Origin of the sequence: Bacillus sp. JJ864, from assembly GCF_036963045.1 — a bacterium.
GTDB lineage: Bacteria > Bacillota > Bacilli > Bacillales > Bacillaceae_G > Bacillus_A > Bacillus_A pseudomycoides_C.
In genome coordinates this window covers 1-18,703 of sequence record NZ_JBALLY010000100.1, presented here as the reverse complement: position 1 = coordinate 18,703, position 18,703 = coordinate 1, and the positions used below count along the sequence as shown (strand labels likewise).

Genomic DNA, 18,703 nt, shown 5'->3' with positions numbered 1-18,703 from the left:
ATATGAGGGGAAGTAGAAACTATTTTCTACTTCCCCTCATATATTTTATAAAAATAGTTACTAGCACTGTATTTTCCCAGCACACACTCTCTATCTTTTTCATATATATATATTAACTTCTGATAGAGAGGAGGCGGTCTTATGGCAATCACATTAAACGGCTTAGTAGAAGGTGACAAAATTCGCGTGTTCTCAGCAGGTCGTGAAATTGACGGTGAAGGTGTGTTCCTTCGCGTAGACAACAACAACTTCTTAATTTGGGTTGATAACCATGCAAATATCAATGTTACAAGCTTAAATACAATTAGCATTCGTAAAATTTCCTAATTACCTATAAAATTGTTTCATTCTTTCATAAGAAGACGCTGAGTCTATATCAAAAGGAGTAAGAGAAACCCTTTTTGAATAGACTCTTTTTTATCATACATTTTACACTTTTTATATGACTGATGACTCTGTTAAGATTAACGGAACCAAAAGGTATTTGTAAGAATTTAATGTATCTCTACTTACCTTTATATTTATAAAAATGGTTGCTAGCACTACATTTCTCTCGCACACACTCTCTATCGTTTTCATATATATATATTAACTTCTGATAGAGAGGAGGCGGTCACATGGCAATCACATTAAATGGTTTAGTAGAGGGCGACAAAATTCGCGTATTTTCAGCAGGACGTGAAATTGACGGCAGAGGTGTTTTCATCCGCGTAGACAACAACAACTTCTTAGTTTGGGTTGATAGCCACGCAAATATCAACGTTACAAGTTTAAATACAATTAGCGTTCGTAAAATTTCCTAATTTCTTATAAAATTGTTTAACCCTCTCACAATAAAATACTGAGTCTATATCAAAAAGAGCTATATTCCCCCTTTTTGAATAGACTCTTTTTTTATAATATGTTTTACACTGTTTATATGACTAATGGTTAAATCATAATCTACGTTAATCCAATATAACCATTCATTTGTACACTCAATAAAGATACCTTCTATACTTATTTCCCCGTCAAATATTTCTATCTTATCTCCTAATGAAAAAAAAGAAGGCAATGCACTCTTTTCTGTTTTTTTACTTACATTCCTTTGTATATTATAGAGTAACCTCATACATTGTTCTAAAGAGGCCGCGAGTTCTTCATTTTGTTTTTTTAACTCCTCTATTGGATCCGTTTTTTCACAAGTATCCATTTCCTTTCCACATATAAAGCAGTTTCTCTTAAACCATCTCTCCATCAGCTTATCCCTGCCTCAAAGTTCTGGGGAAATAAAGTGCTCTCCATAATAAAAATTGCACTCTTCCCTTCTTTTATATACATATTGTATGATACAAATCCAGAAGTTGTTTCATTATTTTAAACATACTCTATTCTCACAATCATCCGATTATATTCATTTGCATTGACGAATAAAAATCCATTTGTTACCCTTGTTAATGTTAACTTTATATATAAATCCTCATTCGTATCTCGGTGAGGTAGAGGTTGCAATTATTAATAGTATGATTTGGGAGATGTGTGGCATCGCTGAACAAATCAAAAAGGAATAATTGCCGAAGCGAGAAGTATCCACAACGCTTTCTTGCTGGGTCTGCATTGAATAAGTGTAGGACTGTCACAAGCTTTTTGCTTGTGGAGAGCTATCGAGAGATATGTCCGTGGGTTTCTTAATAAGATTGAGAAGCGCGTGAACATATACGCGCTTTTTTGTTTTGTTTGGAACTTCAAACACATACATATCTCCTCGCTTGACTTGGTTATACTAATTTTGGAGGTAATTTCTATGCAACAAAAAAAATGGGGCTTTTGGGTACTCACTGCATTTGTAGTTGGAAATATGGTCGGAGCTGGTATTTTCATGGTTCCGAGTACATTAGCACAAACAGCTAGCCCTCTTGGTGTTACATTAGCTTGGTTAACAACAGGGTTTGGCGTGTTAATGCTAGCACTTGTTTTCGGTAATTTAGCAATTCGTCGTCCTGATTTAACAACAGGCCCGCAAAGTCATGCTTATGCACTCTTTTCTTCACAAAAAACAAAAAAAATGGCGGGTTTTAGCATCGTATGGGGCTACTGGGTTGCAAACTGGGCAAGTAACGTAGCGATCATTACATCATTTGCTGGTTATTTATCGCTCTTTTTCCCAATTATGAAAGATACACGTGTATTATTTTCAGTCGGAACGTTTGACATTGAAGTTGGAAAACTGATTACGTTCTCCATTTGTACCCTTTTACTGTGGGGAACACATCTCATTTTAACGAACGGCATAAGCGGTGCTGGGAAACTAAACTTCCTAGCAACTACAACGAAAGTAACAGGATTCCTTCTCTTCATCGTTGTAACGTTATTTGCCTTCCAAGCATCTAAACTTGGACAATGGTATACACCGATTATTGATAAAGAAGGCATTTCACACGGACTATTATCACAAGTAAACTTAGCTGCCTTAACAACACTTTGGGCCTTTATCGGCATCGAGTCAGCTGTCTTACTATCAAACCGTGCTGTTTCACCAAAAACAGTAAAACACGCAACTGTTGCTGGTTTATTGTTAACAGTTGGAATTTACTTAGGAATTACAATCTTAACAATGGGCGTTCTTCATATCGATAAACTGCAAGCATCTGAACGACCATTAGCAGATGCACTATCTGCAGCAATGGGGCATGGCGGCGGAAAATTAATGGCGCTGCTTGCACTTACTTCTTTATTTGGTTCTATTCTTGGCTGGGTTTTATTAAGCTCAGAAGTACCGTATCAAGCAGCAAAAGAAGGGTTCTTCCCCTCTTTCTTTTCAAAAACAAATAAAAAAGGAAGCCCGATTCATTCGCTTCGTATAACAAATATTATGTCACAAGTGTTCCTATTCTCAACACTATCCGGGTCAATTGCCCAAGCCTATACATTTGTTATTACCGTTTCAACGCTGGCCTACTTAATTCCATATCTCGTTTCACCAATCTTCCAACTTAAACTCGTGATGACAGGTGAAACATACGAAAATCAAAAAGTTTCTCGTATCATGGATGGAATTATTGCAGCGATTGCACTAATTTACGCACTATGGGTAATTAAAACAGGATCTTCTGATATGAAAACATTCCTGCTTGGCATCGGATTATTTGTCGTCGGATTTGCTTTCTATCCATTAATGAAACGTGATGAAAAGAAAAAGAAACAAAACGAGCAAGTTGCCTAAAAGGTAACTTGCTTTTTTGTGTACATGTAAAGACAGAAAACCTCTTTTTTAGGCGGAGCTTTTGTCATCCTTGCTTTTATAAAGTGGTGGAACATGTACATACATTGGACATTTAGAAATACAGAATTCGCTTCATACTGGTTACTTATTCGGATATTCTGCAATGCAGCCATTACATATACAATGTTTCAATTCACTTCCATTATGATTGTAGGAAGTATACTCCTTGTCATAGCGCTCTTATTTTTATATACGATGAACAAACAAAAAGGGTACATTCATTGGGAATACTTAATAGAGCAAGAAGAAAAAATGGACATGCGCTTTTATCAATTTGTTCATTTCTTTACAGATGTACCGCAAATCAAACAGCAAGTAAAACAAAGAAAATGGCTTACTACTTGGATGGAACGGATCCTATATAAAAAACGATCTCCTTTTTTATATTTGTATAGTTTATCCTTTGTACGTACTAACGATTACTTCGGTATGTATATACGTTTAACTTTAGTAGGCGGCTTTCTTTCCTACTATATTCCTAACTTGATTGGAAAAGGAACCACCGCGTTATGTTTCCTATACATATCATTTTTACAACTTCGCGCCCTTTGGAATTATTTTTCGGGAAATAGTATTGTAGCATTGTATCCAGTTTCAGTTGTGGACCGAAAGCGGGCTTTTATGACGTTTGTATATATAGTGAGTTTTATACAGTTTTTGTTCTTTTTTGGGGTTATTTTACTGAAATAAAAAGAATCCATTTTGGTCTAAATGGATTCTTTTTTATGTCGAACATTGCCGAAGGATCTTTATTCCTTGTCGAACCGCCGATATATCGCGAAAACCGCCGATAAACTTAGTTCTGAGCAAAAGCAGTAGTTGGAAGTAAGGAGTACACGTTCGTATCATATGGAACATTATTTTGATACATATAATTTCGAAGAACGCCTTCTTTTTGAAATCCTAGTTTTGTTAATAACACATTAGATGCTTTATTCTCTGTAAAAACAACTGCTCCAATCCGAGTTAAATTTAGCTCATGAAATCCGTAAGTTGTAACTTTTTTAACTACTTCAGTAGCATATCCTTTTCCCCAGTGTTCAGGTAAAAGTGCATAAGCGATTTCCGCTCTCTTATGTTCAGAAGACCAATCATGAAATCCAATCGTTCCAATCATTCCTTCTGTTCCTTTTCTTTCAATTCCCCATTTTATTCCGCGTTTTTCTTTGTAGTTATTAGAAAAGTTTCTAATGATATGTTTCACCTGTTCTAGATCTGTTAGCGGATTTTGCCCGTAGTAACGTAATACATCCTCATTTGAAAAGCAATTCAATATTCCTTGTGCATCATCTTCTATTAGTTCTCTTAAGATTAGTCTTTCTGTTTCTAAGATCGGAAACATTCTCCCACTCCCTTTACCCATTAAATCTTCCCATTAAAATAGTATTATAATAATTTCCATCCGATAAGACTTTATCATTTTTTAATACACCTTCCACTTCAAAACCATATCTCTCGTAAAGACTTTTCGCTTTATCATTCGTTTCAAGAACATTCAAAGTGATTTTCTTAATTCCATGTGAGTCTGCCCAATTAATGGATTCTTCTAAGAGGTTCTTTCCAATACCGTATCCCCAATATTCCTGTAATACGCACACGCCAAACTCTACTTTATGAGATGTTCTTTTCAATTTGTTCCCTTCACACCTTGAAAAGCCTACAATTCTTCCATTCACTTCGGCTACTAAAAATAGGTTAGCAACACTGTCTGTATCCTCTTTAATGATCCTTTTAAAACCCGCTTCGTCTATGTACGCTTCGCCTTTCTCTCTATCTAAGTTTTCTGTTTCACCATCTATTTGTAATCGTACTTCAGATAACTTTTTTGCATCTTCTTCCATTGCGGACCGAATTATATAACATATATTGCGACTATAAAATTCTTTTTGGCTAATCCTCATTATAATTATCTCCTATCCTAACTATTGAAAGCTACTTGTCCTCAAAACAAGTAGCCTTCACATTACCCTATCTTCTCTACCTTCTCACCTTGACGATGATACATATCAACTGCTTTCTTAAATAAGAGAATACTACTAATTCCGATGAAGCAATACAAGATACTCATTCCCCAAGATGCAATGACCGAACCAATCATAATGCCGATCGTGCCAACCATTTTCGCAATTTGAAAGACCATGCTGTTAATGGCCATATAGGAACTTCTTGCATCGTCCCTTGCCATATCTGCCCGAATCGATTGGCTGACTGGTACATACATCATTTCTCCAATTGTTTGGAACAGACCTGCGAGTAATAAAATCCATAGGCTGTTACTTGCTCCAAATATCGTAAATCCAATTGTATAGATAAATAAACCTGCATACAGTACTTTCCGATCCTCAAAGTGATTCATGATTTTTACCATAAGCGCTGAAAATAAAACGACTAATACTGTATTTTCAGTAGAAATCCAGCTTAGCATCCGAATCCCTGTTAAATCAAAATTATTTCCGTTCCAAAATGAAAATGTTATCGTTTCAAATTCTTTTTGCAGACGGACGCCGATATAGTTATTAATTTGAAATTCTAATGATAATGCGCATATACTTCCTAAACATAATACGATAAACGCCTTGTCTTTCACGACAACTCGGTAATTGCTCATCATATCTGTTAATACGTTTTTCTTTTCTACTTTCTTTTGAACGACATATACTTCTTCCATGTAAGCCGTAATTAAATACAGCGTTAATAAGGCAATACCTGTCAGCAGCATAAATAATTGAAAACGGTATTTTTCAAAGAGAAGTCCGCCGAAAATCGCACCGATGGCAATTGATAAATTGATTGCCCAGTAATTAATGCTGTACATCATTTTTCGGTTTTCCGGTGTACTTACATCAATTAGCATTGCTTCTGTTGCTGGGTTCATCACGCCAGAACCGATGCTATTGATCAGTAAAAATACAAATGTAAGCCAAGCTGAATCTATATAATCTGAGTTCACAACTCCCATGCAAGCAATAGAAATGACTTGAATCACCTGTCCAATAATCATGACCTTTTTCCGTCCTATTGTATCGGCAATATAGCCTCCATATAAACCAACAATTAGCGACGCAATTACATTCAATAACAATAAGAACCCCGCTAATGCTGCTCCTAATTTTATAGAAAAGTAAATTGCCATAAATGGAAAAATCATCGTTCCTACTGTTCGAGTTAAAAAGGATGTAATAATTCTAATTTTAATGTTGCGATGCATTGACCAAAATCCCATCTGTTTCCCCCTCCTTCTGTTTCTCCATTTTACTTTGAAAAAGAGGAAGAAAAAGGTTAAAATATTCAGAAGAGTTTCCCCTTTTAGAAAAAGGAGATGTATAACATGAAAATTATGGACCACTATATTCGGCTAAGACTTTCCTTTCCAAATGAACAACATATTCAAAATAGTCTCCAAGAACTGGCCGCTATTTTATTTTGCAGTACAAAAAATGTGAAGATTTTACTGAGAAAAATGAGTGAAGAAAAACTGATTGACTGGATACCAGGAAGGGGCCGTGGGAATAAAACAGAAATTTGTTTTCTTCATACATTTACAGAAGCAATCTTGCCGCATGTTGAAGAGCTTTTAAAAAATGAGAAGTTAAAAGAAGTCTTCCTTCTATTAAAAGAACCGCTTCCTTTCTTACTCCGTGAAAAAATAGAAGAACGATTAAATACTTATTTTGGATATACAACTTCAGACGATCTGTATGATGTGCTCAAAATTCCTTATAACCGAAAATTACTCCCTATCGATCCGGCTTTTGCAGCTGTGACAACAGAAAGTCATCTGATTAGTCAAATCGTTGATACATTAGTGAAATATAACGAGAAAACGGACGAAATCGAGCCGCATTTGGCACATACGTGGGAAGTAAGCGATGATCAACTTACGTGGATATTTTATTTACGTAAAGGTGTTCGTTTTCATCACGGAACAACATTATCAGGAAAAGATGTAATCTTCTCCTTCGAAAGGTTGCAGGCCGTTCAATCTCCTTTTGACTGGTTAACAGAGGGAATTGCGAAAATAGAAAACCCATCTCCTCTGCAAGTTATCTTTCATTTACGAAAACCAAATCGCTTTTTTCTACATTACGTAAGCTCTGTGCAATTATCCATTTTACCGCACGATGTAATGATTCAAACTCATCAATATAGCGGCACAGGTCCCTTTAAAATAAAAAGTCTTACCGAAGATAATGTTATTTTAGAAGCATTTCCAGATTATTTTAAAGAGCGGGCACTTCTTGATCAAATTGAATTTTGGTTTATTCCAGAGCAGTCAAAAATGCAAACAAATTACGAATTACCGAACACGGGGTGTAAAGAAGAAAAGGCAGTGGAAACAGAAGAAATCGGCTGTATATACGCAGCGTTTAACTTCCAAAAAAACGGCCCGCAGCATGATATCTTTTTCCGAAAAGCGTGGGCAGAAATCATGGATCCCCTATCGTTAATACAAGATCTTGGGGATAATCGTACCATGCCGGCTTATAGCTTCTTTCCCGATAAAAGCCGTACGATGCATAAAGAAACATCTTTATTGAAAGCGAAAGAATACTTACAACAAAGTACATATAATGGAGAGACGATACACATCTATTTCTTTGCATTTAAAGGGAGCGAGCGCGATGCAATCTGGTTACAAAAAAGATGTGAACCACTCGGCATACGTCTGCAGCTTCATCCCTTTCCAGTCACTGATTACTTTAACGAAGAGATTGCCAAGCAAGCTGATATCATTTTAACAGGAGAAGTACTCGACGCTAATCTTGAAATGGCTTTTGTACATATCTTTAAAAATAAAAGCTGCTTTGTTCATCGCTTCAGGCATCCGCATTATCATGAGCAAATTGAGAACATGCTTGACCTCTTTATAGCAGAGCCAAGTAAAGAAAAACGATATGACTTCATATCTAAAATCGAAAAACTTCTTAGCGACCAGTACCTTCTTGTCTTTTACTACCATGTCTTAAAAAGAAGAAGTTTCCCATCTGCCTTGCAAAATGTCACCATTGATTCATTCGGATGGACGGACTTTGCAAAACTGTGGATTCGTCCGCATGCATAATAGGCGGAGCTAAATAGCTCCGCCCTCTTCTTGCAACGGCAACACAGTAGAATACTTAATCTCCCGCAGCGCCAAACTCGTTTGAATTCTCGTAATGCCAAGCATATTTAACTTCCGAATAAACTGTTCCAGTTCGTTTCGATCGCGGTGCACAACTTTTAAAATATAATCATACTCCCCTGTTAAACAATGACATTCCAATACTTCCGGCATTTCACGCATCGCTTTTTCTAACACTTCGAGCTTCTCTGCTTGATGAATATTTGTGCTAACAAAAATAAAGCATAATAAGTCAAACCCAAGTTTCTCTTGATTTAAAATGGCTACTTGCCGATTAATAAATCCTTCGTTTTCTAATCGTTTCACCCGCGCATGTGTAGCTGGCGGTGAAAGATTCACGCGGCGAGCAACCTCCGCGTTACTTAGCTGCCCTTCTTGTTGCAGCACATTTAAAATTTGGACATCTAAATTATCTAACCGTTCCATTTCCAATCTCCCTTTTCCCAACAAACGATTATTCGCGAAAACATATAACAACCGCACATAAAATGAATAAAATTCTGCAAAATAACTTAATTACTTTACATTATTTCGAATTTTATTAATTATACAAAACAATATATATGACAAACAAGAAAAATGCTACAATTTACATAGTTTAAAGTATATGCATTACACCACCGTGCACAGTGGCTTTCTTTTATCAAACGGGCAATGCGCAAGCCCTACTTTCTTATAAAAGGAGCTAATTCGTATTATGCCTTATGTTATTTTATTACTCATCACAAGCCTATTGTGGGGCGGAAATTTTGTCGTGGGAAAATCTCTTGTCGGGCATGCTTCGCCGATGACACTTACGACTCTTCGCTGGGGCATTGCCGTTATTTGTCTTTTCCCCATTGTTTGGCTGAAAGAAAAGAAACTATTCCCGCCAAAAGAGGCGATTCTCCCTTTATTTCTAATGGGAGTTACTGGTGTTGTTTTCTTTAACATTTTTCAATTTTGGGCGTTAGAGCACACATCAGCAACAAATGTTGGACTTATTTCTACGTTAAATACGATTTCTATCGCTGCTTGTTCGGCTCTATTTTTAAAAGAAAAGATTAATATATGGCAAATCACATCGATGATTATTTCCTTTTTCGGTGTTACGCTTGTTCTTTCAAAAGGTAAAATAGATGCACTGTTTTCCTTACATTTTAATATCGGTGATTTGTGGATGATGGCTGCGGTATGCGTATGGGGCATTTATTCAGTTTGCAGTAGATGGGCAACGAAAAAGACGACGCCAATGATGTCTACTTTATATTCTGGTATCTTTGGTCTCATCATATTGATTCCTTTTAATATCTCTGATTTCACAATTTCAAATGTAAACGCTTCGTTCTTAGGATCTATTCTATACACAGGTGTGATTTCAACTGTGTTATGTATGGTTTTCTGGAATATCGGCGTCCAAAAATTAGGGGCGACTACAGCTGGCATTTTCTTGAATTTCAACCCGATTTTCACTGCTATTTTAGCGTTTCTCTTATTAGGGGAACAAATGACGTGGATTCAAATCGTCGGAAGTATGATTGTGATTGGTGGCTGTTACTTATTTTCACACTTTAAATCTAGTACCACTTCATATACATCCACCAGCTTGGCAAAAACTCATTAAGAAGTATGCCGAACATTGTCGAAGGGTCTTTCTTTCATGTCGAACCGCCGATAAATTGTGAAACTCGCCGATATATTCTAAAAAACGGTCGATATATCGCAAAAGTCGCCGATAACCGATACAAAAATGAACTTGCCAAAGGCATCTGTATACCTTTGGCAGGTCTCACACAAAATACTTCTTCAATAATGGCGGCGTAATAATTGTCGTCAAAATGACAACGATGACTATCGATGTAAAACTCTCTTTCGCCAATAAATTTGCAGTTAACCCATTTGAAGCAATAATAAGTGCTACTTCTCCCCTTGAAACCATTCCTGCTCCAATACTAATGGAGGAACGTAAATCAAATCCTGTCAACCGAGCTCCAAGTCCTGAGCCGATTAATTTTGTCAAAATAGCAATAACAGTCATAATGACAATGAACCATATTTGATTCCCTAACCCGTGAAACGTAATTTCCATTCCAATACTTACGAAAAAGATCGGAACAAAAATGGCATAGGCAATCGGCTCAATTTTATGTTCTACTTCATGCTTATATGTAGTTTGCGAAATGGCAATTCCAGCAGCAAACGCTCCGATAATCCCAGCAATCCCCATCATTTCACTGTAATAAGCAAAGGAAAAACAAATAATGAGCGCCGCGCTAATTAATGACTCCGAAACGCGAAGCGGCGACAAAATTTTCATAATGAACGGAACAGCCTTCCAGCTAATGAGAAAAATCGTAACAAAAAAGATGATTTTCTTCGCAATGACGATTGTTATATTCACTTCTTGCGCACCTAAAAAACTCATTACAAATGCTAGTAATATAACAACGATCACGTCATCGAATACAGCTGCTCCTAAAATCGTTATGCTTTCCCTCGTATTCATTTTTCCTAAATCTCGTAATGTTTGCACGGAAATACTAACAGAAGTAGCGCAAAGAAGTAGCCCTAAAAAAATCGCATGCGCCTGCACCATTCCAAACAAAAGACCCCCAACATATCCGCCGACAAACGGAAAGATAATTCCCCCTATCGCCACAGCAAAGGATGATGTAAGATTACGGCTTAATTCCTCTAAATCTGTTTCAAGCCCGGCCATAAACATAAGAAGCAATACACCAATTTCACTCAATTCATCAATCAGCTCAGAGCTATTAATAATGCCAAGCATTGCTGGACCAATTACAATACCGATTATTAACTTTCCTAATACAGACGGCTGTCCAAGCCGTACGCTAATATCACCGGCCAGTTTTGTACAAAGTAAAATGACGACAAGTTCAAAATAAAATAACATGCTATCTTCTCCTACTAAAAAATGCATTTATTTCTTACGATAGTGTTTGCTTAAATGTGTCGTTTTATTTGTTACAGTTTTCGTTGACAAAATATTCTGAATTATGATAAATTCACAAGTGAAATTACATATTTATTCCAAAAGTGCAACTGCATTATATTTATATATCATACAATCTCGACTCTCTATTTCGTTCTCTCAGGTGCTACGAAACCTCGCAGTTGTATCGATCCCGTTTTAGCGGGAGTATGAAAGACCACCATTTTACGGAGAGGAGATTTAAATTTGAAAACACTTTTACGAAAGAAACCCCTTACGACCGAAGCACCTCGTCAGCTTAATCGAACATTAAGTGCTCTTGATTTAACCTTTTTAGGCATTGGAGCCGTGATTGGGACAGGCATTTTCGTTTTAACCGGCATTGTTGCGGCAAAGCACGCTGGTCCTGCTATTATGTTATCGTTTCTCATCGCTGCCTTTACTTGTGCATGCGTTGCTTTTTGCTATGCTGAGTTTTCCTCTTCTATTCCGATTTCAGGAAGCGTTTATACATATGCTTATATGACAGTTGGAGAAATTGTTGCTTTTATCGTCGGCTGGTGTTTAATGCTTGAATATTTACTCGCAGTTGCCGCTGTTGCCGTTGGTTGGTCTGGTTATTTACAATCACTACTCCTTGGATTTGGAATTAAGCTTCCGGCCATCATCGCCTCTGCTCCCGGTATAGGAAAAGGAGGTCTCATTGATTTACCGGCTGCTCTCATTATCCTTTTTATTACATTACTTTTAAGTAGAGGCATCCGTGAAAGCGCACGTATCAATAATGTTATGGTATTAATTAAATTAGCCGTCATTATTGCTTTTATCGTTGCCGGTGCAAAATATGTAAAACCAGAAAACTGGACACCGTTTCTACCGTTTGGCTACGACGGAATTATTGCCGGTGCTGCAACTGTATTCTTTGCTTTTTTAGGCTTTGATGCGATTGCAACTGCTGCCGAAGAAACAAAGAAGCCACAGCGCGATCTGCCAATTGGAATTATCGGCTCTCTTCTTATTTGTACCGTACTATATATCATCGTTTCTTTTGTATTAACAGGGATGGTTCCTTACACACAACTAGACGTATCAGATCCAGTTGCTTATGCATTAAGGTTTGTTGGTGAAGATACAGTTGCTAGTTTACTAGCTGTAGGAGCAATGACGGGGATGACAACTGTTATTCTTGTCGTTATGTATGGACAAGTACGCGTCTCCTATGCGATGAGCCGTGATGGACTACTGCCAAAAGCATTATCTCGCATAAATGAAAAATTTAAAATTCCTTTAGTAAACACATGGATTATGGGGATTGGCGCTGCGGCACTTGCTGGCTTATTAGATTTACACATACTTGCAAACCTTGTAAGTATCGGTACATTAACAGCATTCACATTCGTTTGCTTTGCCGTACTAATCCTACGAAAAACACATCCAAACTTACCGCGAGCATTCCGAGTTCCATTTGTCCCTATTTTGCCAATCATTGCAATTTGTTGTTGTCTATACTTGATGTTCAACCTTTCAAAAGAAACATGGATTGGCTTTGGGATATGGCTAACAATCGGTTTATGTGTATACTTTTTCTACTCAAAACGAAACAGTCATTTAATCATTCCCAAGCCAAACGATGAAAAAAAAGAAGCGTAAAAAAGCAAGCTCGCTATCCTTAGCGAGCTTGCTTTTTTTATCACTTTTGTTCTTCCTTCTTCTTTTTCCAAGATTCCATACTATCAAAGAAAAAGTTAATAAACAATGCTCCTAGTCCCCCTAATACAAAGGTTATTAAAAAAAGCATCCACAGGCTTTTATCCCCCAAAAATTTATATCCGACTAGGAGCACGATACCAACCCATACATACTCAAGAATTTGTTTTATCTTTCGGTTTGACACATTATCCGCTCCTTCTAAACAATCTCTATTCTATTTTAACATATATAATGCTTTAACCGAGATACTTATAAGGATAGATAGAAATGATATATTATATCAACATACAATTTGACACCTTATACTATGCATTATATAGTATAATATATTAGGAGGTATCATATGAATACACAACTAAAAAAAGGACTTTTAGAGTATTGTGTTCTTGCTGTTTTAAAAAAGCAGGATTCGTACGGATATCAGATCATAAAGGATATTTCAGAACACATCGAGATATCTGAATCCACTCTTTATCCCATTTTGAAAAGGCTTGAGAATAATGGGCACCTTGAAACGTATTCTAAGGAACATAATAGTAGGCTACGGAAATACTATCATCTTACGGAAAGTGGAGATTCTCAAATTAAAAATTTTCTCCAAGAATGGCACCAAGTAATGAAAGTATACAATTTTATTATGGGAAGTGAATCGAATGAATAAGGCTGATTTTTTAGATTCTTTAAAGCGACAATTAGATAGTCTTTCTAAAGAGGAACGATTTAAATTCATTTCTTATTATGATGAAATCATTGAAGACTATATAGAAGATGGATACACCGAAAAAGATGCAGTTGAAAAAGTGGGGGACCCACTGAAGATTGCACAGAATATATTGAAAGAACCTAGGGAGAAGAAGGTAAAAGTCCTTTCAAAAAGCGGGATAATCTTCATTGGATTCTTAGTTGTGTTAGGTTTTCCACTTTGGGGTTCTCTTTTATTAGCCGGAATATTACTCATTTTATCAGGATATATGCTAATTTGGTGTCTGCCATTTATGACAGGTACATTTACACTAGGAGGATTATATGCGTCTTTAGTTAGTATTATAGGAACACCTTTCCTATTTAAAGAAGGGACATATCTCGCTATTACCCAATTCGGCATGGGAATTCTAGTATTAGGATTGAGCATTTTAAGTGGAATCATTACTATTACAATAGCAAAACAATTTTTCAAGGTTACTATTCGATTTACACAAAAAATTGTACGACTTTTTAAACGGACGGTGGTATATTTATGACAATAAAAGAGTTGAAAAAGAAAAGTTTAAAATTATCCATTATCCTCATAATAAGCGGGGTATTCTTATCTTTCATTGGTTTTGGAATGTCTGGGTGGAATACCGCTAAATATAAAACTACCGATTCCGAACCTTGGTATCGTACATTTCAAGCAAATTAATTAAAATATATTTAATAAAGAAGAGAATTAACCAGCTACCCTAGCTAGATGGTTAATTCTCTTCTTTCCGTTCTCTGTATATGGATAGAAATTTAGTTACTTATCAATAGATTCCATTCATTCCTAAAGGCACTTTTCCTACCGACACTCTCTTCTACCTTTTTTCTTCACCAGCTTGTACATAACAATCCCAATTAAGAAAACAGCTATAACTCCTAACATTGGCAACATATACTGCTCTACCATAGCGCCGGCCTTGTGCCAATGCGGACCAAGTTTCATCCCAACATAAATATACAGCGCTGTTAATGGGAACATCGCAACGAATGTATAACTGATAAACTGCCAAATATTCATTTGTGCCATGCCGCACGGAATCGAAATAAGTGTCCGTACACCTGGCACAAATCGCCCTGTAAATGCCACCACCGGACCATACTTTGCGAAGAATTGATCTGCCTTTTGAATCTGTTCTTCTTTCATAAAGAAATACTTTCCATATTTGATTACTAGAGGACGACCTCCGTAATATCCTAAAGCGTACAACGTTAACGGCCCTGTCGTTCCTCCAATTGTTCCTGCTAAAACAGCAACCCAAAAATTCATATCACCTTCGTATACCCAATAACCAACGAGCGGCAAGACAACTTCAGCTGGGACAAACTCAAACGTTAAAGCTAACACAACGCCAAAATAAGAAAATTGTTTTAAGTAATTAATAAAATCTAAAATCAGTTGTTCCATCTATCTTTCTCCTATTCTACTAATCCGTATTTATCCTGCAAATGAACAGGAGCCATTTTCACAATCTGCTGTAAAATAAACAAAATGACCGCTACATCATCTAGTACACCAAAAAACAATAAAAAATCTGGAATGATGTCAAACGGAAACATGACATATCCACATAAGAATAAGATGGAAAGCATTTTCTTCCTCAATTCAACATCCTTCGATGTAAAAAATTCAACTAAAAATGGAATGAATTTGCGCACTTGAAAAATGAGACGTACTCTTTTCCACAACTTTCTCATATTCCTTCTCCTCTCGATCTCTTATTACGCATATAAAAAGGACCTTTACCGAAATGGTAAAGGTCCTAAAAAAGACAATAAGGGGCCTTTACCATGATTGGTAAAGGTCTCACTAACAACACGTTTGTTGCCAACAAAGCCGAGGGTTTCTCCCTGTAATGACGACTTTGCTGCTAGAGCTACTCCCCTTTATATACATGTTTTATACCGCTATGTTAAAAGGTTTCAATTAAAAAGTCAATGATTTCTATCATGTATTAGGACTAGCGTATAAAAATATGATAAATTCATTTTCATTTTTCAACATATAAATCGCTGCCATGTAAAGCACTCGCTTTCTCCTTTTTGCTCTCCCCCTATACATGGCCAGTTGCTCTCGTCTCCCTCAAGAAAAGGAGTTTATAACATATATAGTTCTCTCCCTAAAAAGGTTTACAATTTGGAATCTCAATTCCTGATGACTGCGCGAGTTTTAATAAATAGTAGCACTCTTCTCTTGCCATATGATCTGCCATTCTCGCCGAAAATGAACTTAGCACTTGCTCCGATAACTCTAACTCTTCTAATTCACGAAGAAAACGCGAAAATAAAGTCATTTCTAACGAAACATCTTTTGTGAACTTCTTTAAAGCAGGGAAAGATGCTAATTCTGTCCGTAAATAACCAGTCATTTCAACAGCTTTTACATAAAATTGTTCAAAATACTTCTCATATTTTTCACTCTTTGCTTTTAAACGCTTCTCGACTAGATCTAATTCCCTCGAAATAGCTCCCGCATGGCCAGCTGCATCTGATAGCCAAAGAAGATGATGGTGTAATTCATGAAAAAGAGGAGGCGCTTTTCCTTCCGTTAAATATTTCAAGATTGTTATGTATTCTTCTACTTCATTAACCATATGATTCAAAAATGTCGGTGTAAAATGAATGACAATTTTCCCTTCCAATTGTTTGCGCATAATATGCAATTTAAATTTTCTCATTTCATTTGCCGCTTCATTTGCCTCTTTTGCAAATGCAATTAAGTCAGTGGTCCCAAGTTCCATTTTCAAATCATCAAACTTTTGTATAAAATACATTGCTCGCTCAATTTCTTCCTTTTCTTTAGGAGCTAAAGCATCCGTTAAAAAATGAGCATGATCACCCAAAATCTTTAACCAAAATCGATGCTCAAATAATGCATTTTCTTCATAAGCTCGATCCATCATATTCTCCTCCCTGCAATAAGCATCTTATTGTCACATACCTTTTGCGTATGATATTGAATCTTCACTCTCATATTGTAATTGCAACTGAATCACATGTTGGTCAGGATCATAAACAGATATAACTTTTTTCTTCTCTATATAATCTTCTATTTCTGAGTACATGACTTGATAGTAATCTAACTTTTTTAGTAAACTCTCCACTTCACGCGATTGTATAGTTACTTCTATTTTCGGAAGAGTTTGTTCACGTTCGATAACTTCTTTGTCTTTATTTACAACACAACAAATTCGTGTTAACCCAGCATCATACCACACCCCGGGTACATCTAATTGCGGCCTCTCTTTGCTTGGCCGAAAACCTAATATACCTTCATAAAAATATAATGTTTTCTTTAAATCTCTCACCTCTAACACAACAGAATGCGCCATCTTATTCCCCTTTCCCATCTATTAGTTTTTGTATATGAGTCATAAACGATAATTATGTTTGAATACAATACATAATAGCGATGTTTTCCTAAGGAGGTGTCTAGTTTGGATAAATCTGTGAAATCATACACGCCGTATCATGGCCCACAAGACCCATGTCCACCAATCGGAAAGAAATACTACTTTACTCCTCCTCATTTATATATGGGATTTCAACCAACAAACTTACCACAATTTTCTCCGAGTGAAGCATTAAAAAAAGGGACACTGTGGCCTGCTTTATATGATTATTATGAAAATCCTTATAAAAAAGGACGGTGAGAATCATCGTGACACAACCACTTCCCGATGAATTTTATAAATGGATGGAAGAAATGCAGGAACTCGATTTTGTATTAGTTGAACTTACTCTATATTTAGATACCCATCCTGATGATGTTGCATCCATTAAACAATTTAATGATTTTTCCTATAAACGGAGACTATTAAAACAGCAAATTGAAGAAAAATACGGTCCTCTTCAGCAATATGGAAATAGTTATTCAAAAGCTCCTTGGGAATGGAATAAAGGACCTTGGCCATGGCAAATGTAAAGGTGGGGAAAATATGTGGATCTATGAAAAAAAATTACAATATCCTGTAAAGGTAAGTACTTGTAATCCAAAACTCGCCAAATTTTTAATTGAACAATACGGCGGTGCTGATGGCGAATTAGCTGCTGCCCTGCGCTACTTAAATCAGCGCTATACCATCCCTGACAAAGTCGTTGGTTTATTAACAGACATTGGAACGGAAGAATTCGCCCATCTAGAGATGATTGCGACAATGGTATACAAATTAACAAAGGATGCCACACCGGATCAAATGATAGCGGCCGGTCTTGATGCTCACTACGCTGATCATGACAGCGCCATTTTCTATCACAATGCCGCAGGCGCCCCTTTTACAGCAACCTACATACAAGCAAAAGGAGATCCAATTGCAGATTTATATGAAGACATCGCCGCCGAAGAAAAAGCGAGAGCCACATATCAATGGCTCATTAATATGTCCGATGATCCCGATTTAAACGATGGATTACGTTTTCTACGAGAACGCGAAATTGTTCACTCTCAGCGCTTTCGAGAAGCAGTTGAAATATTAAAAGAAGAACGAGATCGGCAAATTTATTTTTAAAATATATGAAAAAACGAAGTGGCCTCAAGATTAGGTCACTTCGTTTTTTTATATATTCTCTTTCGCTGCTTTGATAAATTTCATTAAAATTGCCGTACCTGTAACATTCATTACAATACTTGTTCCAAGTGAAACTGCCCATAACACAGTTGGTGCCGATAATGTTAATGATAACATTAAGAAAACCATACCTACGGAAACAAAAATAAATCCCAAAAACTTATTATTCAATTTAACCACCGCCTCTTTTATAGTTTAGCATTATTTTCCTTATCACGATAAAAAATTTTTTATCCCGCTTTTCGTGAGCAGTAAGTCCCCATTTATAACCTTCAATATTTTTCCATCAAGTTCTACAATTCACTTCCTTAGAATGATTTTTCAACTTAGTAAATCAATTAATAATCTTTTAGTAACTACTCAGCTAT

At 36.4% G+C, this 18,703-nt stretch carries 25 protein-coding genes and 1 riboswitch; of the genes, 13 read left to right on the top strand and 12 right to left on the bottom strand.

The window, feature by feature from the left end:
* Nucleotides 1-141 precede the first annotated feature (141 nt).
* Entirely contained in the window at nucleotides 142-327 is a 186-nt protein-coding gene (locus tag V7024_RS16210; RefSeq protein ID WP_020061033.1) for a hypothetical protein, read from the top strand.
* 290 nt (nucleotides 328-617) lie between these two features.
* On the top strand, nucleotides 618-803 hold the full coding sequence (locus tag V7024_RS16205) for a hypothetical protein (RefSeq protein WP_335521757.1): 186 nt from the start codon (nucleotides 618-620) through the stop codon (nucleotides 801-803).
* A gap of 59 nt (nucleotides 804-862) precedes the next feature.
* On the opposite strand, the gene V7024_RS16200 is transcribed toward V7024_RS16205, so the two are convergent.
* On the bottom strand, nucleotides 863-1,192 hold the full coding sequence (locus tag V7024_RS16200) for a hypothetical protein (protein WP_335521756.1): 330 nt from the start codon (nucleotides 1,190-1,192) through the stop codon (nucleotides 863-865).
* Between the two features lie 279 nt (nucleotides 1,193-1,471).
* Nucleotides 1,472-1,651: riboswitch (Lysine riboswitch) on the top strand.
* A 132-nt stretch (nucleotides 1,652-1,783) separates the two neighbouring features.
* On the opposite strand from V7024_RS16200, the gene V7024_RS16195 reads away from it, so the two are divergent.
* Both V7024_RS16195 and V7024_RS16190 read left to right on the top strand, forming a co-directional pair.
* On the top strand, nucleotides 1,784-3,202 hold the full coding sequence (locus V7024_RS16195) for an amino acid permease (RefSeq protein WP_335521754.1): 1,419 nt from the start codon (nucleotides 1,784-1,786) through the stop codon (nucleotides 3,200-3,202).
* Nucleotides 3,203-3,268: 66 nt separating this feature from the next.
* A complete protein-coding gene (locus V7024_RS16190) occupies nucleotides 3,269-3,952 on the top strand; it encodes an ABC transporter permease (RefSeq protein ID WP_335521760.1) in 684 nt (227 codons plus the stop codon).
* A gap of 106 nt (nucleotides 3,953-4,058) precedes the next feature.
* Here the strand turns inward: V7024_RS16190 and V7024_RS16185 are convergent, their stop codons facing one another.
* The 3 genes from V7024_RS16185 to V7024_RS16175 form a co-directional block, all read right to left on the bottom strand.
* On the bottom strand, nucleotides 4,059-4,604 hold the full coding sequence (locus V7024_RS16185) for a GNAT family N-acetyltransferase (protein ID WP_335521752.1): 546 nt from the start codon (nucleotides 4,602-4,604) through the stop codon (nucleotides 4,059-4,061).
* Between the two features lie 13 nt (nucleotides 4,605-4,617).
* Complete coding sequence (locus V7024_RS16180) at nucleotides 4,618-5,163, bottom strand: GNAT family N-acetyltransferase (RefSeq protein WP_335521751.1); 546 nt, start codon at nucleotides 5,161-5,163, stop codon at nucleotides 4,618-4,620.
* A gap of 62 nt (nucleotides 5,164-5,225) precedes the next feature.
* Complete coding sequence (locus tag V7024_RS16175; protein ID WP_335521750.1) at nucleotides 5,226-6,485, bottom strand: MDR family MFS transporter; 1,260 nt, start codon at nucleotides 6,483-6,485, stop codon at nucleotides 5,226-5,228.
* A 105-nt stretch (nucleotides 6,486-6,590) separates the two neighbouring features.
* On the opposite strand from V7024_RS16175, the gene V7024_RS16170 reads away from it, so the two are divergent.
* On the top strand, nucleotides 6,591-8,324 hold the full coding sequence (locus tag V7024_RS16170; RefSeq protein WP_335521748.1) for an SgrR family transcriptional regulator: 1,734 nt from the start codon (nucleotides 6,591-6,593) through the stop codon (nucleotides 8,322-8,324).
* A 9-nt stretch (nucleotides 8,325-8,333) separates the two neighbouring features.
* On the opposite strand, the gene V7024_RS16165 is transcribed toward V7024_RS16170, so the two are convergent.
* Nucleotides 8,334-8,810, bottom strand: coding sequence for an Lrp/AsnC family transcriptional regulator (locus tag V7024_RS16165; protein ID WP_335521746.1), 477 nt, complete (start codon nucleotides 8,808-8,810; stop codon nucleotides 8,334-8,336).
* A 271-nt stretch (nucleotides 8,811-9,081) separates the two neighbouring features.
* On the opposite strand from V7024_RS16165, the gene V7024_RS16160 reads away from it, so the two are divergent.
* Nucleotides 9,082-9,987, top strand: a complete 906-nt coding sequence (locus V7024_RS16160) for a DMT family transporter (RefSeq protein ID WP_335521743.1) — start codon at nucleotides 9,082-9,084, stop codon at nucleotides 9,985-9,987.
* A gap of 165 nt (nucleotides 9,988-10,152) precedes the next feature.
* Here the strand turns inward: V7024_RS16160 and V7024_RS16155 are convergent, their stop codons facing one another.
* Nucleotides 10,153-11,307, bottom strand: coding sequence for a cation:proton antiporter (locus V7024_RS16155; RefSeq protein WP_335521741.1), 1,155 nt, complete (start codon nucleotides 11,305-11,307; stop codon nucleotides 10,153-10,155).
* A 258-nt stretch (nucleotides 11,308-11,565) separates the two neighbouring features.
* On the opposite strand from V7024_RS16155, the gene V7024_RS16150 reads away from it, so the two are divergent.
* Complete coding sequence (locus tag V7024_RS16150; protein ID WP_335521739.1) at nucleotides 11,566-12,969, top strand: amino acid permease; 1,404 nt, start codon at nucleotides 11,566-11,568, stop codon at nucleotides 12,967-12,969.
* A gap of 40 nt (nucleotides 12,970-13,009) precedes the next feature.
* On the opposite strand, the gene V7024_RS16145 is transcribed toward V7024_RS16150, so the two are convergent.
* Nucleotides 13,010-13,213, bottom strand: a complete 204-nt coding sequence (locus tag V7024_RS16145; RefSeq protein ID WP_306197640.1) for a hypothetical protein — start codon at nucleotides 13,211-13,213, stop codon at nucleotides 13,010-13,012.
* Nucleotides 13,214-13,372: 159 nt separating this feature from the next.
* Here V7024_RS16145 and V7024_RS16140 point away from each other — a divergent pair, with 159 nt between their 5' ends.
* Genes V7024_RS16140 through V7024_RS16130 form a run of 3 tightly spaced genes read left to right on the top strand, consistent with a single transcriptional unit; the run spans nucleotide 13,373 to nucleotide 14,431 of the window.
* Nucleotides 13,373-13,690, top strand: a complete 318-nt coding sequence (locus V7024_RS16140; protein WP_335521736.1) for a PadR family transcriptional regulator — start codon at nucleotides 13,373-13,375, stop codon at nucleotides 13,688-13,690.
* Entirely contained in the window at nucleotides 13,683-14,270 is a 588-nt protein-coding gene (locus V7024_RS16135; protein WP_335521733.1) for a DUF1700 domain-containing protein, read from the top strand. The genes V7024_RS16140 and V7024_RS16135 overlap by 8 nt, the downstream gene beginning before the upstream one ends.
* Complete coding sequence (locus V7024_RS16130) at nucleotides 14,267-14,431, top strand: hypothetical protein (protein ID WP_335521731.1); 165 nt, start codon at nucleotides 14,267-14,269, stop codon at nucleotides 14,429-14,431. The genes V7024_RS16135 and V7024_RS16130 overlap by 4 nt, the downstream gene beginning before the upstream one ends.
* Before the next feature lie 138 nt (nucleotides 14,432-14,569).
* Here V7024_RS16130 and V7024_RS16125 read toward each other — a convergent pair whose 3' ends face one another.
* From V7024_RS16125 to V7024_RS16110, 4 genes are all read right to left on the bottom strand, one after another.
* Nucleotides 14,570-15,175, bottom strand: coding sequence for a DedA family protein (locus tag V7024_RS16125; protein ID WP_335521729.1), 606 nt, complete (start codon nucleotides 15,173-15,175; stop codon nucleotides 14,570-14,572).
* Between the two features lie 11 nt (nucleotides 15,176-15,186).
* Nucleotides 15,187-15,465, bottom strand: coding sequence for a YkvA family protein (locus V7024_RS16120; protein WP_335521727.1), 279 nt, complete (start codon nucleotides 15,463-15,465; stop codon nucleotides 15,187-15,189).
* 422 nt (nucleotides 15,466-15,887) lie between these two features.
* Nucleotides 15,888-16,667 carry a DUF2935 domain-containing protein gene (locus tag V7024_RS16115; protein WP_335521725.1) on the bottom strand — a complete coding sequence of 260 codons (780 nt, stop codon included), beginning with the start codon at nucleotides 16,665-16,667 and terminating at the stop codon, nucleotides 15,888-15,890.
* A 33-nt stretch (nucleotides 16,668-16,700) separates the two neighbouring features.
* Nucleotides 16,701-17,099: a VOC family protein gene (locus V7024_RS16110; RefSeq protein ID WP_335521723.1), complete on the bottom strand. Its 399-nt coding sequence runs from the start codon at nucleotides 17,097-17,099 to the stop codon at nucleotides 16,701-16,703.
* 105 nt (nucleotides 17,100-17,204) lie between these two features.
* Here V7024_RS16110 and V7024_RS16105 point away from each other — a divergent pair, with 105 nt between their 5' ends.
* From V7024_RS16105 to cotJC, 3 genes are read left to right on the top strand one after another with little or no spacing between them, the layout of a single operon-like run.
* Entirely contained in the window at nucleotides 17,205-17,420 is a 216-nt protein-coding gene (locus V7024_RS16105) for a spore coat associated protein CotJA (protein ID WP_335521721.1), read from the top strand.
* Nucleotides 17,421-17,428: 8 nt separating this feature from the next.
* Nucleotides 17,429-17,692 (top strand): spore coat protein CotJB, encoded by a 264-nt coding sequence (locus V7024_RS16100; RefSeq protein WP_154713380.1) that lies wholly within the window; start codon nucleotides 17,429-17,431, stop codon nucleotides 17,690-17,692.
* Between the two features lie 13 nt (nucleotides 17,693-17,705).
* The gene (cotJC, locus tag V7024_RS16095) at nucleotides 17,706-18,275 is read left to right on the top strand and encodes a spore coat protein CotJC (RefSeq protein WP_335521718.1); all 570 of its coding nucleotides are present in this window, start codon (nucleotides 17,706-17,708) and stop codon (nucleotides 18,273-18,275) included.
* Nucleotides 18,276-18,323: 48 nt separating this feature from the next.
* Here the strand turns inward: cotJC and V7024_RS16090 are convergent, their stop codons facing one another.
* The gene (locus tag V7024_RS16090) at nucleotides 18,324-18,515 is read right to left on the bottom strand and encodes a hypothetical protein (RefSeq protein WP_335521716.1); all 192 of its coding nucleotides are present in this window, start codon (nucleotides 18,513-18,515) and stop codon (nucleotides 18,324-18,326) included.
* Nucleotides 18,516-18,703 lie beyond the last annotated feature (188 nt).

What these genes read in the sequence shown, in the direction of transcription:
- V7024_RS16175 (WP_335521750.1), bottom strand. Translation starts at nt 6,485, where the DNA reads ATGGGATTTTGGTCAATGCATCGCAACATTAAAATTAGAATTATTACA.
- V7024_RS16115 (WP_335521725.1), bottom strand. Translation starts at nt 16,667, where the DNA reads ATGGATCGAGCTTATGAAGAAAATGCATTATTTGAGCATCGATTTTGG.
- V7024_RS16130 (WP_335521731.1), top strand. Translation starts at nt 14,267, where the DNA reads ATGACAATAAAAGAGTTGAAAAAGAAAAGTTTAAAATTATCCATTATC.
- V7024_RS16155 (WP_335521741.1), bottom strand. Translation starts at nt 11,307, where the DNA reads ATGCATTTTTTAGTAGGAGAAGATAGCATGTTATTTTATTTTGAACTT.
- V7024_RS16120 (WP_335521727.1), bottom strand. Translation starts at nt 15,465, where the DNA reads ATGAGAAAGTTGTGGAAAAGAGTACGTCTCATTTTTCAAGTGCGCAAA.
- V7024_RS16210 (WP_020061033.1), top strand. Translation starts at nt 142, where the DNA reads ATGGCAATCACATTAAACGGCTTAGTAGAAGGTGACAAAATTCGCGTG.
- V7024_RS16165 (WP_335521746.1), bottom strand. Translation starts at nt 8,810, where the DNA reads ATGGAACGGTTAGATAATTTAGATGTCCAAATTTTAAATGTGCTGCAA.
- V7024_RS16125 (WP_335521729.1), bottom strand. Translation starts at nt 15,175, where the DNA reads ATGGAACAACTGATTTTAGATTTTATTAATTACTTAAAACAATTTTCT.
- cotJC (WP_335521718.1), top strand. Translation starts at nt 17,706, where the DNA reads ATGTGGATCTATGAAAAAAAATTACAATATCCTGTAAAGGTAAGTACT.
- V7024_RS16110 (WP_335521723.1), bottom strand. Translation starts at nt 17,099, where the DNA reads ATGGCGCATTCTGTTGTGTTAGAGGTGAGAGATTTAAAGAAAACATTA.
- V7024_RS16185 (WP_335521752.1), bottom strand. Translation starts at nt 4,604, where the DNA reads ATGTTTCCGATCTTAGAAACAGAAAGACTAATCTTAAGAGAACTAATA.
- V7024_RS16205 (WP_335521757.1), top strand. Translation starts at nt 618, where the DNA reads ATGGCAATCACATTAAATGGTTTAGTAGAGGGCGACAAAATTCGCGTA.
- V7024_RS16160 (WP_335521743.1), top strand. Translation starts at nt 9,082, where the DNA reads ATGCCTTATGTTATTTTATTACTCATCACAAGCCTATTGTGGGGCGGA.
- V7024_RS16170 (WP_335521748.1), top strand. Translation starts at nt 6,591, where the DNA reads ATGAAAATTATGGACCACTATATTCGGCTAAGACTTTCCTTTCCAAAT.
- V7024_RS16135 (WP_335521733.1), top strand. Translation starts at nt 13,683, where the DNA reads ATGAATAAGGCTGATTTTTTAGATTCTTTAAAGCGACAATTAGATAGT.
- V7024_RS16195 (WP_335521754.1), top strand. Translation starts at nt 1,784, where the DNA reads ATGCAACAAAAAAAATGGGGCTTTTGGGTACTCACTGCATTTGTAGTT.
- V7024_RS16140 (WP_335521736.1), top strand. Translation starts at nt 13,373, where the DNA reads ATGAATACACAACTAAAAAAAGGACTTTTAGAGTATTGTGTTCTTGCT.
- V7024_RS16180 (WP_335521751.1), bottom strand. Translation starts at nt 5,163, where the DNA reads ATGAGGATTAGCCAAAAAGAATTTTATAGTCGCAATATATGTTATATA.
- V7024_RS16200 (WP_335521756.1), bottom strand. Translation starts at nt 1,192, where the DNA reads ATGGATACTTGTGAAAAAACGGATCCAATAGAGGAGTTAAAAAAACAA.